The 15,893-nt window shown below is 30.2% G+C and carries 12 protein-coding genes; all 12 read left to right on the forward strand.

Annotated elements, in window-relative coordinates:
* Positions 1-4 precede the first annotated feature (4 nt).
* The gene (gene prfB, locus ACD762_RS00395; protein ID WP_423363840.1) at positions 5-1,120 is read left to right on the forward strand and encodes a peptide chain release factor 2; all 1,116 of its coding nucleotides are present in this window, start codon (positions 5-7) and stop codon (positions 1,118-1,120) included.
* The gene (gene ftsE / locus ACD762_RS00400; RefSeq protein ID WP_423363841.1) at positions 1,113-1,811 is read left to right on the forward strand and encodes a cell division ATP-binding protein FtsE; all 699 of its coding nucleotides are present in this window, start codon (positions 1,113-1,115) and stop codon (positions 1,809-1,811) included. The genes prfB and ftsE overlap by 8 nt, the downstream gene beginning before the upstream one ends.
* Positions 1,789-2,703, forward strand: coding sequence for a permease-like cell division protein FtsX (gene ftsX, locus ACD762_RS00405; protein WP_423363842.1), 915 nt, complete (start codon positions 1,789-1,791; stop codon positions 2,701-2,703). Before ftsE ends, ftsX begins: the two co-directional genes overlap by 23 nt.
* A gap of 32 nt (positions 2,704-2,735) precedes the next feature.
* On the forward strand, positions 2,736-3,992 hold the full coding sequence (locus tag ACD762_RS00410; protein ID WP_423363843.1) for a murein hydrolase activator EnvC family protein: 1,257 nt from the start codon (positions 2,736-2,738) through the stop codon (positions 3,990-3,992).
* Between the two features lie 253 nt (positions 3,993-4,245).
* Positions 4,246-5,853, forward strand: coding sequence for a DUF2130 domain-containing protein (locus ACD762_RS00415; RefSeq protein WP_423363844.1), 1,608 nt, complete (start codon positions 4,246-4,248; stop codon positions 5,851-5,853).
* Positions 5,854-6,486: 633 nt separating this feature from the next.
* Positions 6,487-8,016, forward strand: a complete 1,530-nt coding sequence (gene hutH / locus ACD762_RS00420) for a histidine ammonia-lyase (protein ID WP_423363845.1) — start codon at positions 6,487-6,489, stop codon at positions 8,014-8,016.
* A 30-nt stretch (positions 8,017-8,046) separates the two neighbouring features.
* Positions 8,047-10,068 (forward strand): urocanate hydratase, encoded by a 2,022-nt coding sequence (locus tag ACD762_RS00425; protein ID WP_423363846.1) that lies wholly within the window; start codon positions 8,047-8,049, stop codon positions 10,066-10,068.
* Between the two features lie 29 nt (positions 10,069-10,097).
* The gene (gene ftcD, locus ACD762_RS00430) at positions 10,098-11,057 is read left to right on the forward strand and encodes a glutamate formimidoyltransferase (RefSeq protein WP_423363847.1); all 960 of its coding nucleotides are present in this window, start codon (positions 10,098-10,100) and stop codon (positions 11,055-11,057) included.
* Positions 11,058-11,079: 22 nt separating this feature from the next.
* The gene (gene hutI / locus ACD762_RS00435) at positions 11,080-12,333 is read left to right on the forward strand and encodes an imidazolonepropionase (RefSeq protein WP_423363848.1); all 1,254 of its coding nucleotides are present in this window, start codon (positions 11,080-11,082) and stop codon (positions 12,331-12,333) included.
* A 16-nt stretch (positions 12,334-12,349) separates the two neighbouring features.
* Entirely contained in the window at positions 12,350-12,988 is a 639-nt protein-coding gene (locus ACD762_RS00440) for a cyclodeaminase/cyclohydrolase family protein (RefSeq protein WP_423363849.1), read from the forward strand.
* Positions 12,989-12,999: 11 nt separating this feature from the next.
* The gene (locus ACD762_RS00445; protein ID WP_423363850.1) at positions 13,000-14,670 is read left to right on the forward strand and encodes a formate--tetrahydrofolate ligase; all 1,671 of its coding nucleotides are present in this window, start codon (positions 13,000-13,002) and stop codon (positions 14,668-14,670) included.
* A 135-nt stretch (positions 14,671-14,805) separates the two neighbouring features.
* Positions 14,806-15,816 carry a formimidoylglutamase gene (hutG, locus tag ACD762_RS00450; protein WP_423363851.1) on the forward strand — a complete coding sequence of 337 codons (1,011 nt, stop codon included), beginning with the start codon at positions 14,806-14,808 and terminating at the stop codon, positions 15,814-15,816.
* The last annotated feature ends 77 nt before the right edge of the window (positions 15,817-15,893 follow it).

Raw genomic sequence — 15,893 nt, forward strand, 5'->3', positions numbered from 1 at the left:
TTAGATGGAAAGCTATGAAATAAAACAAATACTTAAACACATTAACCAACAGCTTAAACTGTTGGTTGATGATGTTTATTTAGATGATCTAAATAAAAAAGTAACAGAAATTGAAGAACAAATGATAGATCCAAATTTTTATTCAGATCAAAAACATGTAGCAAGCACAACAGCAACTCTTAGTGCTAATAAAGATATATTATCTAGACATCATAATATTAAAAATTTAATAAGTGATATAGAAGACTACTTGAAAATGTATAATGAAGATGAAGACATTGATATATTAAATGAATTAAATATAAACATCTTACAACTTCAAAAACAATATGAAAAGTTTGAAATATTACTATTATTAGATGAAGAATATGATAAAAATGATGCTTTGGTAGAAATCTATGTTGGTGCTGGTGGAACAGAAAGTCAAGATTGGGTAGATATGTTGTACAAGATGTATTTAGCTTATGCAAAAGACAAAGGTTTTAAAATAGAAATTGTAAGTGCAAATTATGCTATTGATGTGGGAATCAAAAGCATAACTTTAAAAGTTAAAGGTATCTATGCCTATGGACTACTGAAAAATGAAAAAGGAGTACATCGATTGATAAGAATTTCGCCATTTGATCATGGTGATCGTCGACATACTACTTTTGCAATGGTAAGTATTGCACCAATATTAGAAGATGTTGATACAGTAGAAATCAACGAAAATGATTTAGTGATAGATACTTACAAATCTAGTGGTGCTGGAGGACAATCTGTTAACACAACAGATTCTGCAGTCAGAATTAGTCATAAACCAACAAACATTGTTGTTACAAGTCAGAATCAACGTTCGCAATTGCAAAATAAACAAGAAGCACTACAAGTCTTAAAAGCAAAACTAGTTGAAAAGCAACTAGAAGAAAAGAAAAAGCAATTGCAACTGTTAAAGGGAGAAAGTCAAGATGTGAATTTCGGTTCACAAATAAGAACCTATGTATTTCATCCATATTCAATGATAAAAGATCACCGCTCAAATTATGAATCAAGCAATCCAGGTGATGTATTATCAGGTAAATTAGATGAAGTAATAAATTCGGTTTTAAGAGCAAGCAAAGGAAGGTGATACAATGATTAAATTTACAAACGTAACCAAAATGTATCGTAAAGGTCGTGTTCACGCATTAAACAACGTATCTTTATTTATAGGAAAAGGGGAATTTGTTTATGTAATCGGACCTACTGGGGCTGGGAAATCAACTTTTATCAAGTTGCTATACAGGGAAGAAAGACCGACTTCAGGAACAGTTGAAGTCAATAACATTGTGGTAAATAAACTACCTAATAGAAAAGTACCACATTATAGAAGACATATTGGAGTAGTATTTCAAGATTACAAATTACTACCTAAAAAAACAGTATATGAAAATATTGCATTTGCTTTAGAAGTTATTGGGAAACATCCTAGTCAAATTAGAAAACAAGTACTTAATGTACTACAATTAGTTGGATTAGAAGAAAAAGCAAAAGCCTTTCCACATGAACTTTCAGGTGGACAACAACAACGTGTTGCAATAGCACGTGCAATTATCAATGATCCTGCAGTAGTAATCGCCGATGAACCTACAGGTAATCTAGATCCAGAATCATCAAAAGAAATCATGAACCTATTAGAAGAAATCTCACATAGAGGAACAACAATAGTAATGGTTACTCATGATAGACAAATGGTTAATACTTATAAGCATAGAACAATAACAATAGAAAGTGGTTATATTAGCCACGATACGATGGGTGGTGGATATAATGATAATCTACAAACTTGGTAGACACCTAAAAAATGCAGTACTAGGAATCTTTCGTAATTTCTGGATGTCATTCTCAGCCATTACAGCCGTAGCAGTTACACTTGTTTTAGTTGCCTTATTCTCAGTATTATCATTAAATGTAAATAGCATGATGGATTCAATTGAACAAAACATAACAATTAGAGCACTAGTTGATAATGGTTATGATGAAAAAAATATCTATAATGCCGATACTAAAAAAGATCCTCTAGGGGATAAAATAAGAGCTATAGATGGCGTTTCAAAAGTAGAGTTTGTACACAAAGATGTTGAATTTGAAAAATATATTCAATCAGTTGGAGAAAATGGCTCTATTTATGAAAGATTTAAAGATGATAATCCAATGTCACACGTTTATAAAATTACCTTAGCTGAAGGAAATAGTGACTATGATGGAATATCAAAGAAAATACAAGCAATAGAAGGAATAAAATCTGTAAACTATGGAACAGGTGGAATTCACAAATTAGTGGAACTATTTGATAAAGTTTCAGGAGTAATGTTATTTTTCATGTCAGCATTAATATTACTAGCAGTATTCTTAATTTCAAATACTATTAAACTTACTATTTATGCAAGGAAAAATGAAATATCTATAATGAGACTAGTAGGAGCTTCAAATGGATATATTAGATTCCCATTTATATTAGAAGGAATATTAATAGGTATACTTGGTTCAATAATACCAATAGTTGCTACATTATTTGCTTATGAAAAATTAATGGCAGAATATAGCAATGGATTTGTATCATCAAGCCTAATACTTGCTCCAACTTCTCAAGTAGAACTAGTAGCACTTGGTTTATTAGTAATAGGTGCAGTTGTAGGTATGGTAGGATCACTTATTTCAGTAAGTAGATATTTAAAAGTATAGAATAACTGAAATTTACAAATAGGGGGTTGCATATGAAATTTGTAAAAGCAGTTTTAGCTTTAGGTTTGTTTACAGCTTCAATATCATTAATCAATGTCAATGCAGAAATAGATTTCTCTGCTAATGAAGCTCACTATCAAAAGTTATGTGCTAAAAGATCAAGTTTTAACGCTAATAAAAAAACATGTACTGCATTTGAAAGCTATCTAAAACAACAAAAATCAGATAGTGAAGCATCAGCAAAGTCTATTCAAGGTGAAATAAGCTCAATAAAAGGAGATATTTCTAAATTACTAGAAGCGATCAATAAAAATGCAGCACTAATAGAAACAAAGAAAAAAGATGTAACAAGAACAAATGAAGAAATAAAAATTGCAGAAGAAAACATCAAAAAATTAGAAGCTGAAATAAAATCTAGAATTGCATTAATGCAAGAAATTAATGGCGAAAATTTTGTAATAGATTTTCTAATGAGCTCAGCAAGTCTAGATGATTTATTCACTAAAATGGATGGTATAAATGCAATTAACTTTTCAAACACAGAATCAATAAAAGATTTAAGTGCACTTAAAAGCTCTCTAGCAGAGAAAAAAGTACAATTAGAAAAAGAGCAAAAAGAATTAGTAGAATATGAAAAAACACAAAATGAAATGTTAACTGAATATCGTAAAAAAGAAAAAGATTTATTTGTGAAGTTAGAAGATGAGCACAAAAAGAAATCAGTTTATAATAGCAAGTTAAACAATTTAAATATTAATGATTTAGTAGCTCAAGTTGGTAAATCAGGAACACTACAAATTCCAGTTTCACATGCAGTTGTAACTGCAACAGCATGGTACTATCCAGCAAGCTTTGGTGGAGGTTGGCACCCAGGTATTGACCTTGCGGCAAATACAGGAACACCAATCAAAGCACCTGCAAATGGAGTAGTACTATTAACAGGTAATGGATTAGGTTATGGAAACTATATGGTAACAGCACACCAAATCGGAAATGATACATATACATTTGTATATGGACATATGAGTAGATATGCAAACTTTGGTTCTTCAATTAAACAAGGACAAACAGTTGCCTATGTAGGATCAACAGGAAACTCAACGGGACCTCATCTACATATGGAAATATTTAAGCATACTGGAAAATCATTAAAAAATGTTATAAACACTTATAGAGCAAATGGAGATTTATATTTTGGTCTAGGTTATGCAAGTGTAGGTAGTTGTTCTAATGTATGTCGACTTAAACCACATTCAGTATTCGGTTTAAAATATGGACAATCATATTAATCCTAAACGACATTAAGTCAATCACTAGGAGGTAACAATAGTTACCTCCTTTTTTTATAACAACCTAATTAGTTTAGATTTAATAAATATAAATATACGTATTTTTATATTAAATACAACTTAATTTAAAGATATAATAATTTAAAATCTAAACAAAAGAACTAGTAAAAACAATAATTATAAAGTAATATATATTACATAAATACAGCAATATCAAATGTTATAATTAACAATATAGAAGGGGAGTTAAATAATGCACGAAATAAAATGTCCACACTGTCATAAAAGCTTTACAATTGATGAAGCAGGTTATGCAGATATATTAGCACAAGTCCGAACAAAAGAGTTTTCAAAAGAAGTAGAAGAAAAAATAAAGCTACTAGATCAACAACATGAAAATGAAAAAGAGTTAATCACAGAAAAAGCTAAGAATAGTCTTGAGCAAGAACTTGCCAAAAAAGATAAAGATTTAGAAAGTTTAAAAAGTGAAATATTAATAAAAGAAAAAGACAGTGAAGCAGCAGTTACAAATGCTAAAAATGAAATGAATGAATTAATAAACACCAAAAACAATATGATTAAAGAACTACAAACAAAAGCAGAATCATATTATGAGCAAAAAGAACTAGAAATAAAACAGGCAATAATTGATAAAGACAAAGAGCTTGTAGCTTTAAATAATAAAATAGATGGTTTATTAAATGACAACAAACTAGAATTAGAAAAAAACCAATCATTAAATGATAAAAAAATCGCAGATAAAGATATATTAATAGTTCAACTTGAAGCAAAAGCAAAACAAATAGAATCTGCAAAAGAAGCAGAAAAAGAAAAAGCAGTTAATTCTAAAAATGAAGAAATGGAAAAACTAAAAAACAAAATAAACGACATAGAAAATAATAATAAATTTGAACTACAAAATTTACAATCAAGTAAAGAAAAAGAAATTATTGAGCTTAAAAGTGAATTACAATTAAAAGATATAAAAATAGAACTTGATAAAACCGCATTGAAAGAAAAATATGAAATGGTTATAAATCAAAAGAATGAAGAAGTAGCCTTTTATAAAGACTTTAAAGCTAAACAATCAACTAAAATGATAGGAGAAAGTTTAGAATTACATTGTGAGAATGAGTTTAATAGTATAAGAATGAGTGCATTTCCAAATGCCAACTTCTATAAAGATAATGATGTTGCATCTGGAAGTAAAGGAGATTATATCTATAGAGAAAACGATATAAATGGTACAGAAATAATCTCAATAATGTTTGAAATGAAAAATGAAGCAGACGATACATCAAGTAAACATAAAAATCAAGATTTCTTCAAAAAATTAGATAAAGATAGAAAAGATAAAAAATGTGAATACGCCGTTTTAGTATCAACATTAGAAGCTGATAGTGACTTATATAACAAAGGCATAGTAGATGTATCATTTGAGTATGATAAAATGTATGTCATAAGACCTCAATTCTTTATACCACTAATAACACTACTTAGAAATGCTGCAATGAGATCATTACACTACAAAAATGAATTAGATTTAATAAGACAACAAAATATCGATGTAACAAACTTTGAATCTGATCTAAATACGTTTAAATCAGCATTTGAAAAAAATTATCTAAGTGCAAGTAATAACTTTGAAAAAGCTATTATAGACATAGATAAATCAATTGCTAGTTTAGAAAAAGTTAAAAAAAGTTTACTTACTTCAGAAAATCAATTAAGACTTGCAAATAATAAAGCAGAAGATCTAACAATAAAAAAACTAGTTAAAAAGAATCCAACAATGAAAGAAAAATTTGATGATTTAAAAAATACAGTAGATGTAGATTTAATTGAAACAAACAAAGTATAAAACATAAAAAATAAGAATTAAAATACTAAACATGGCTAATAATATAGCCATGTTTTTTTGTTTTAAAAAAGTATTTAAAACCAAATTAGATGATAAAAATGAATAATTCAGTAATATTAGAAATAAATCTAAAATAAAAATCTTAAATATTAAACCAATATATTATATAGAAGATAAATATTTGTTAGTAGAAATAACTATAATATATATAAATAACAAAATATAAGAAATAGATAATATAAAATTTAATTGCATTATTGTAAATAAGAAAATATAATATATTGCATTTGTAAATTATATAAAAATATTATAAAATTAGTTGACTAGTCTCTAAAAAGGCAAAAAACACTATAAAAACATGTGAAAAATGTAATTTTAGCGAAAAGTACACGAGTTCACAAAAAAGACAATAGTTTTATTTGACACTGTATTTTACTTTCTAATTACTGTTTTTTTAACTAAAACCGGTTACAATGTATGTTTTAAACAAAATTTAGAATAAATAATACAAATTTTTGGCAATATTAATAAAATTAATAGTGCATTAACTGAAGCAATAGGTTGATACTATTATTTTATAAGGATATAATGAACTCAAACAAATTATTTCTTTTTGAGAGGAGAAAAAATAAAATGAAAACGATTAAAATTGATGGTAACAACCTAACATTAAATGAATTTATTGAAGTAGCAAGATTTGATGCAAAGGTAGAATTCACAGATCAAGCAATTAAGAATATGCAAAGATCAAGAGATTTAGTAGAACATTACGTAGAAAACGATGTAATTAGATATGGTATTACTACAGGATTTGGTTCACTTTGTGAAGTAGCTATAAGTAAGAAAGATACAAGTAAGTTACAAGAAAATTTAATCATTACACACGCTGTTGGTGTAGGTAAACCCTTAGATATAGAAATTGTAAGAGGTATGATGCTATTAAGAGCTAACTCAATAGCAAAAGGAAACTCAGGTGTTAGAGTAAGCACAGTACAATTATTACTTGACATGTTAAATAATCATGTAATACCTTTAGTTCCAGAAAAAGGATCACTTGGGGCTAGTGGAGACTTAGCACCATTATCACATATGGTTCTACCAATGTTAGGATATGGAGAAGTATACTACAATGGTAAAAAATATACTGGTAAAAACGGTATGAAAGCAGCAGGATTACAAACAATTACTCTTTCAAGTAAAGAAGGTTTAGGATTAAATAATGGTACTCAATGTTTAACTTCTATTGGTGCAATTACAACATATGATGCTTTAAATACACTAAAATTAGCAGATATTTCAGCAATGTTAAGTGCTGAAGCATTAACTGGAATTAAAGATGCTTATGATCCAAGAGTACATCAAGCAAGAGGTCATATTGGACAACTAGCAACAGCAAGAAACTTCTTAAAATTAATTGATGGAAGTACATCAATTACAAGACAAGGTGAATTAAGAGTTCAAGATTCTTATTCATTAAGATGTCTACCACAAATACATGGTGCTTCAAGAGATGCTATAAATTATGTAGAATCTAAAGTAGCTATTGAATTAAATGCAGTAACTGATAATCCATTAATTTTCCCAGAAGAAGAAGATGTAATAAGTGGTGGTAACTTCCATGGTCAACCAATGGCACTTCCATTTGACTTTTTAGGAATAGCGCTATCAGAAATAGCAAACATTGCAGAAAGAAGAATAGAAAAAATGGTTAACCACCAATTAAGTAATGGTTTACCTTCATTCCTTGTTAAGAAAAGTGGATTAAATAGTGGATTCATGATTATTCAATACTCAGCAGCTTCATTAGTAAGTGAAAATAAAGTCTTAGCTCATCCAGCAAGTGTTGATAGTATTACATCATGTGAAAACCAAGAAGATCACGTTTCAATGGGAACAATTGCAGCAAGAAAAGCAAGAGAAATATTATTCAATGCACAATCAGTATTATCTATGGAAATTTTGACTGCATGTCAAGCAATAGATTTACGTAAAATAGATACATTAGGTGCTGGAACAAAAGTAGCTTATGATTTAGTAAGAGAAAAAGTATCATTCATGAGAACAGATAGATTACTAAAACCAGATATGAATAAAGTAGATGAATTAGTATTCTCAAATAAAATAGTAGAAGAAGTAGAAAAAGTAGTAGAATTAGAAAACTAGTATTTAGTGTAATTTGAAAGGAAGAATATCATGAATATTGAAAACAAAACAATTGAAAACGGTATGGAAATTAAATTAACTGAAATACCTAAAGAAGTACCACAATTTGAACAAGGAATAAGACGTGCTCCAATGCGTGAATTAACATTAAGTGATAGCGATATTGAATTAGCTTTAATGAATGCATTAAGATATATTCCAGAAGAATATCACGAAGAACTTGCACCAGAATTCTTAGAAGAATTAATGACAAGAGGAAGAATATATGGTTATCGTTTTAGACCAACAACACCAATTTATCCAAAACCAATTCAAGAATACGAAGCATCAACAACTGAGGGTAAAGCCTTTCAATTAATGATTGACAACAACCTTTGCTTTGACATAGCTTTATATCCATATGAGTTAGTAACTTATGGAGAAACTGGACAAGTATTCCAAAACTGGATGCAGTATAATTTAGTTAAAAAATACTTAAAAGTTATGACACATGAACAAACATTAGTTATTGAATCAGGACATCCAGTAGGATTGTTCCACTCACATGAAAAAGCTCCAAGAGTAGTAATTACAAATGGACTAATGGTAGGTCTTAAAGACAACTCTGAAGACTTTAAAAGAGTTACCGCTTTAGGAGTTGCAAACTATGGACAAATGACTGCAGGTGGTTGGATGTATATTGGACCACAAGGAATTGTACATGGAACTTATTCAACACTTTTAAATGCTTCACGTAAAATACATGAAGGTGCTCAAGACATGGAAGGACTATTATTTGTAACTTCTGGATTAGGTGGAATGTCTGGTGCTCAAGGTAAAGCAGGTAAAATTGCAGGTGGAGTTGCCTTAGTAGCTGAAGTTGATGAATCAAGAATAAACACAAGATTTGAACAAGGTTGGGTAGATGTAATTACAAGAAGTGCTAAAGAAGCCTTTGAGGTTGCTAATAAAGCAACAAGTGAAAAAGAAGCTTTAGCAATTGCATATTTAGGTAATGTAGTAGACTTATTAGAATATGCTGTAGAAAACAATATTCATATAGACTTATTATCAGACCAAACTTCATGTCATGAACCATATGATGGAGGATATTGTCCAGTACAATTATCATTTGCTGATAGAACAAAAATGCTAGCAACAGATCATAAGAAATTTAAAACACTAGTTAATGAATCATTAGTTCGTCACTTTGAAGCTATAAAACATCTTACTGCAAAAGGAACATATTTCTTTGATTATGGAAATTCATTCATGAAAGCAGTATATGATGCTGGTGTAATGGAAATTTCAAAAAATAAAGTAAATGACCTTGATGGATTTATCTGGCCATCATATGTAGAAGATATCTTAGGACCAATGTTATTTGATTATGGTTATGGACCATTTAGATGGGTTTGTTTATCAGGAAAAGATGAAGATTTAGATGCAACAGACAAAGCTGCAATGGACTTAATCGATCCTAATAGACGATTCCAAGATATGGATAACTGGAAATGGATTAGAGATGGAAAGAAAAACAACCTAGTTGTAGGATCAAAAGCACGTATCTTGTATCAAGATGCATGGGGTAGAACAAATATAGCTCGTAAATTTAATGAGATGGTTAGAAATGGTGAAATTGGACCAGTAATGCTAGGACGTGACCATCATGATGTTTCTGGAACAGATTCACCATTTAGAGAAACTTCAAACATAAAAGATGGTTCAAACATAATGGCAGAAATGGCAACACAATGTTTTGCTGGAAATGCTGCAAGAGGTATGTCACTAGTTGCACTACATAATGGTGGTGGAGTTGGTGTTGGTAAATCAATAAACGGTGGTTTTGGAATGGTATTAGACGGAAGCACTAGAGTTGATGAAATACTATATGAAGCAATGCTTTGGGATGTAATGGGTGGAGTTGCTCGTAGAAACTGGGCAAGAAATGAAGCTTCAATTGAAACTTGTATAGAATACAATGATCAAATGAAGGGTAAAGATCACATAACATTACCATATATTGCAACAAGAAACTTCGTAAAAGAAATTATTGCAAAAAGAAATAAATAAAAATACTTTAAATATAAGGGGAACATAAAATGGCTAAAATTGTAGAATGTGTACCAAATTACTCAGAAGGAACAGACATGAGCAAAATCGAAAAAATTACAGAAGCCTTTAAAAATAAAGATGGAGTAAGATTAGTTGATGTAGATGCAGATGCAAATTATAATAGAACAGTTGTTACAGTAATAGGTGATCCACAAAAAGTTAAAGATGCAGTAGTAGAATCAGTAAAGACAGCATTAGAATTAATAGATTTAAACATTCAAAGAGGAGAACATAAAAGAATGGGTGCAGTAGATGTAATTCCATTTATACCTATAAATGAAATGAGCATTGAAGAAGCTGTAGAACTTTCAAAAGAATGTGGTCAAGAAATAAGTGAAAAATATGATTTACCAGTCTTTCTTTATTCTCACTCTGCAACTAAACCAGAAAGAGAAAAATTACCAACAATACGTAAAGGTGAATTTGAAGGAATGCCAAAAAAATTAAAAGATCCAGAATGGGCTCCAGATTATGGAAAAGCTCAAATTCATCCAACAGGTGGAGTTACAGCTGTTGGTTGCAGACCAGCTTTAATAGCGTATAATATAGATTGTGCAACAAAAGATCGTCCAGCTTGTGCTTTCATAGCAAAAGCAATTAGAAATAGTGGCGGAGGATACAAATGTATACAAGCAGGACCAGCAGAAATGGAAGACTTTATTCAAGTAACTATGAATGTTACAGATTATACTCAAACAAGTGTGTATAGAGCTTTTGAAGCAGTTAAAATGGAAGCTAAAAGATTTGATATAGAAGTAACAGGTTCAGAGTTTATTGGATTAGTACCTCGTAATTGTTTAGAAGACATTGCAGCATACTATGAAAAAGAAAGAACAACAGATAAATTTAAAGATTATACTTTAGATGAATTAACAGCAATAGTAACAAAAAATTTAGGGCTTAGAGGATTCTCTACTGACAAAATTATCGAATACTATTTACAATAATACAGCGAAATGGAATGATATAATGCAGACAATAATTTATAACATAGGTAAACTGTATACACTAGATCACCAAGTTCTTCCCGTAAAAAAGGAAGAACTTAAGAATAGTGAAATATTAGAAGATGCCTATATAGTAATCAAAAATGATAAAATACTAGCACTTGGAACAGGTGACTATTCAAAATATGTTGAAAAAGAAACAGAATTATTCGATGCAATGGGTAATATTGCATTACCAGGAATAATAGATGCTCACACTCATTTAGTCTTTGGTGGATCAAGAGAACACGAATATGATTTAAAACTTCAAGGTGTTGGTTATCTAGATATACTAAGACAAGGTGGTGGAATCTTAAATACAGTAGAAGCAACTAGAAATGCAAGCTTTGATGAACTGTATGAAAGAGGAATGCATGTTGCTGATGTAATGTTATTACATGGAGTAACAACAGTAGAAGCAAAAAGTGGCTATGGTTTAAACATAGAAACAGAAGAGAAACAACTTAAAGTTGCTAGAAAAATAAATGAAGATCATCCAATAGATGTAATAAATACATTTATGCCAGCACATGCAATACCAACTGAATTTAAAGACAATCCAGATGGATATGTAGACTTAGTAATAAATGAAATGCTACCAAAAATTGCTGAAACAGATCTTGCTAACTATGTAGATATATTTACAGAAGATGCAGTGTTCAACAAAGAACAATCTAGAAAGATATTAGTAAAAGCACAAGAACTTGGATTTAAAGTAAAAATACATGCTGATGAAGTTGTACCAATGGGTGGAGCAGCATTAGCAGCAGAAATAAATGCTATAAGTGCAGAACATTTAATGGCAACATCAGAAGCAGACATGGATAAAATGGCTGAACAAAATGTAATTGCAAACTTATTACCAGCAACATCTTTTAATTTAGGAAAAGATTATGCAAAAGCTAGAAAAATGATAGACAAAGGTATTGCAGTTACCATCTGCTCTGACTTCAATCCAGGAAGTTGTCCAAATGCTAATATGCAACTAGTGCTACAAATAGCATCTAGAGGATATTCAATGACACCTTTAGAAGTGTACAATAGTGCAATAGCTAACGGTTCATGTTCAGTTGAAAAAAGCAATGAAATTGGATCTATAAAAGTAGGTAAAAAAGCTGATATAGTTATAATGAATGCACCAAATATTGAATTCACAATATACAACTTTGGATCAAATCATGTAGAACATGTTTTCAAAGGTGGAGATTTAGTAGTATACGAACAACAAATACTATAATAAAGGGGATAAATCAATGAAATTAATTGATATGAAATTAACAGAATTTTCAGCAGCAGTGGACTCAGATGCACCAGCACCTGGTGGTGGAAGCGTTGCAGCTTATGTAAGTAATTTAGGTGTTGCTCTTTCAAGAATGATGGCACACTTAACAATTAATAAAAAGAAATTTTCAGAATTAGATGAAAAAATTCAACAAGATTTTAAAGATACTTTCAATAAGCTAGAAAATTCTTATAATCGTTTAATGGAAATGGTAGATGAAGATACTGAAAGCTTTAATAAAGTAATGGCAGCCTTCAAACTAGCAAAAGAAACAGATGAAGATAAAAAAATTAGATCACAAGCAATACAGGATGCAACTTTAGAAGCAACAAAAGCACCTTTAGAAGCAGCAGAAATTGCCTTTAATGCTTTAAATGAAGTTCCAAAATTAATTGAAAATGGAAATTCAAATGCAATAAGTGATCTAGCAAGTGGAATGTACTTATTAGAAGCAGGAATGAATTGTTCAATCTTAAATGTTAAAATTAATGCTTCAGGATTAAAAGACGAAAAAGCAGCAAAAGAATTTCTAGAAAAATGTGCAACAATGCAATTTAAAGCGCATGATATTGTAGAATCAAATATGAAAATAATTGAAAAAATGCTATAGGAGATAGAAAAATGCCAAAAACTGATATTGAAATCGCACAAGCTGCAACAATGCTTGACATAGAAGAAATCGCAACAAAAGCAGGAATAGACTCTAAATACTTAGTAAAATATGGTAACGATAAAGCAAAAATCGATACTTCAATCAATAAAGAACTAGAAAAAAACGAAAATGGAAAATTAGTGCTAGTAACTGCAATTAATCCAACTCCAGCTGGAGAAGGAAAATCAACTACTACAGTTGGTTTAGTAGAAGCACTAAATAAAATAAATGTTAATACAATGGGATGTATCCGTGAACCATCTTTAGGTCCAGTATTTGGTGTTAAAGGTGGAGCTGCTGGTGGTGGTTATTCACAAGTAGTACCAATGGAAGATATTAACTTACACTTTACTGGAGACATGCATGCAATAGGAATAGCAAACAACTTGATTGCTGCAATGTTAGATAATCATATACACCAAGGAAATGAATTAGATATCGATTTAGATATGATACCTTGGAAAAGATGTGTCGATATGAATGATCGTACATTAAGACAAGTAACAATAGCTCAAGGTTCAAAAGCTAATGGTGTAGAAAGAAAAGATGGGTTTTACATTACAGTTGCATCAGAAGTAATGGCAATTCTTTGCCTTGCAACAGATATGAATGACTTTAAAGATAGAATAGGTAAAATAATTGTAGCTTATAATTCAAAAGGTGGACCAGTTACAGTTAAAGATCTAAAAGCAGTAGGAGCAGTTGCTGTTGTAATGAAAGATGCAATGAATCCTAATATAGTACAAACACTAGAAAATAATGCAATGTTAATTCATGGTGGGCCATTTGCTAATATAGCTCATGGAGCTAACTCATTAATAGCAACTAAAATGGCATTAAAACTAAGTGATTATGTAGTAACAGAAGCAGGATTTGGAGCGGATTTAGGTAGTGAAAAATTTATTGATATCGTATCTAGAACTGGTAATATACAACCAAGTTGTGTAGTAATAGTTGCAACAGTAAGAGCATTAAAAATGCATGGTGGTGTTGCAAAAGATAACTTGAAAGAAGAAAATGTTGAAGCTATGCTTGCAGGTTGCGCCAACCTAAAAAAACATATGGAAACAATTGAAGCTTATGGGTTACCATTTGTAGTAGCAATTAATAAATTCCTATTTGATACAGAAGCAGAAGTTAAAGCTCTATTTAAATGGGTTGAAGAACAAGGTGCAACAGTTGTAGAAAGTGATGTATGGGCAAAAGGAAGCGAAGGTGGACTTGAATTAGCCAAAACCGTTGTTGAAAAATGTTCAGAACCAAATAACTTTAAATATGTATATGATTTAGAAGATACTTTTGAAGAAAAAATGCAAAAAATTGTAACAACATGTTATGGTGCTAACAAAGCAATTCTAAGTGAAGAAGCTTTAGCACAACTAGAAATATTTAGAAAAAATGGATTAGATATGTTACCGATATGTATGGCTAAAACACCAGCAAGTCTAACAGACGATCCAAAAATACTTGGAAGACCAGAAAACTTTGATATCCACATAAAAGAACTTAAAGTTTCAGCAGGTGCAGGATTTATAGTAGTGCTTACAGGATCAGTAATGATAATGCCAGGATTACCTAAAGTTCCAGCAGCAGAAGCTATGGATGTAACAGAAGAAGGAAAAATAGTAGGATTATTCTAAAAAATGAGGGATGCATAGCATCCCTTTTTATAATTATGAAATAAATATGATAATCAGGTCTAAAAGCACAAATAACAAAAATATTATGTTAGAATTAATATAGATTTCAAAATAATATTGCAAAGGATGTTAAAAATGAATAAATATTATGAACAAGCTGATATGTCATTGTGGCATGGAAGAATAGATAGTGAAGAAGATTACTACAGTTTTAGATGGCATCAATACATTAAGCCACTAGATTTAGATAAGGAAATCCCAGAAACAACAGAAGGCCATAGTATTGTAATAATAGGTTATAAAGTAGATGAGGGTATAGCTCTTAATAAAGGTAAAAGAGGAGCTGCTAATGCCCCAGATATAGTAAGAGATTTCTTATGTAATAAGCCATGTTCTTTCACACAAGAATTAAAATTATACGATGGTGGTAACATTAAATTTGTAGATAGTGTAGAAAATTCACAAAAAGCATTAGGTAAATTAGTAGCAGAGTTGCTTAAAAAAGGTTACTTTCCAATAGTCATAGGTGGAGGACATGATGTAAGTTATGGAAATATGTCAGGAGTATATAATGCAATAAACCTTAATAAAGAAAAAATAGGCTTTATTAACTTTGATGCACACTTTGACAATAGACCATCAACACAGTCTACATCAGGAACAATGTTTAGACAAATAAGAAATGATATGCAAAAAATAGATGCAAAATTTAATCATATGACAATAGGTGTTCAAAAAAGTGGAAATACACTAGCACTATTTAAATATGCAGAAGAAGTTGGAACAAAACACATACTTGCACGAAATGTTACTATGGAAAGAAAAGAAATAAATGAATATATCTTATCAGAATTTATTAAGGATTTAGATCACATTTACATAACAGTATGTACAGATGTCTTTTCATCAGCCTTTGCTCCAGGAGTTAGTGCTCCACAACCAATGGGAATTATGCCAGATAGATTTATGGAATTATTTAGATTTCTAACTAGTAGTGGCAAAGTAGTATCATTTGATATCGCAGAAATATCACCTGATTTAGATAGAAGTAATACTACAAGTGCACTAGGTTCTATAATAATATATGGCTTAGTAGCACAATTTGCTGAAAATGCAGGATTAGATCTGTTTGAAAAAATAATATAATACAAAAAAACAGTCTGAATTTAGACTGTTTTTATTTGCAGAAACATATAAATTAATAATTAAGAAATATACATAAA

The organism is Mycoplasma sp. P36-A1 (assembly GCF_049478495.1).
Lineage (GTDB): Bacteria > Bacillota_I > Bacilli_A > JAJDGJ01 > JAJDGJ01 > P36-A1.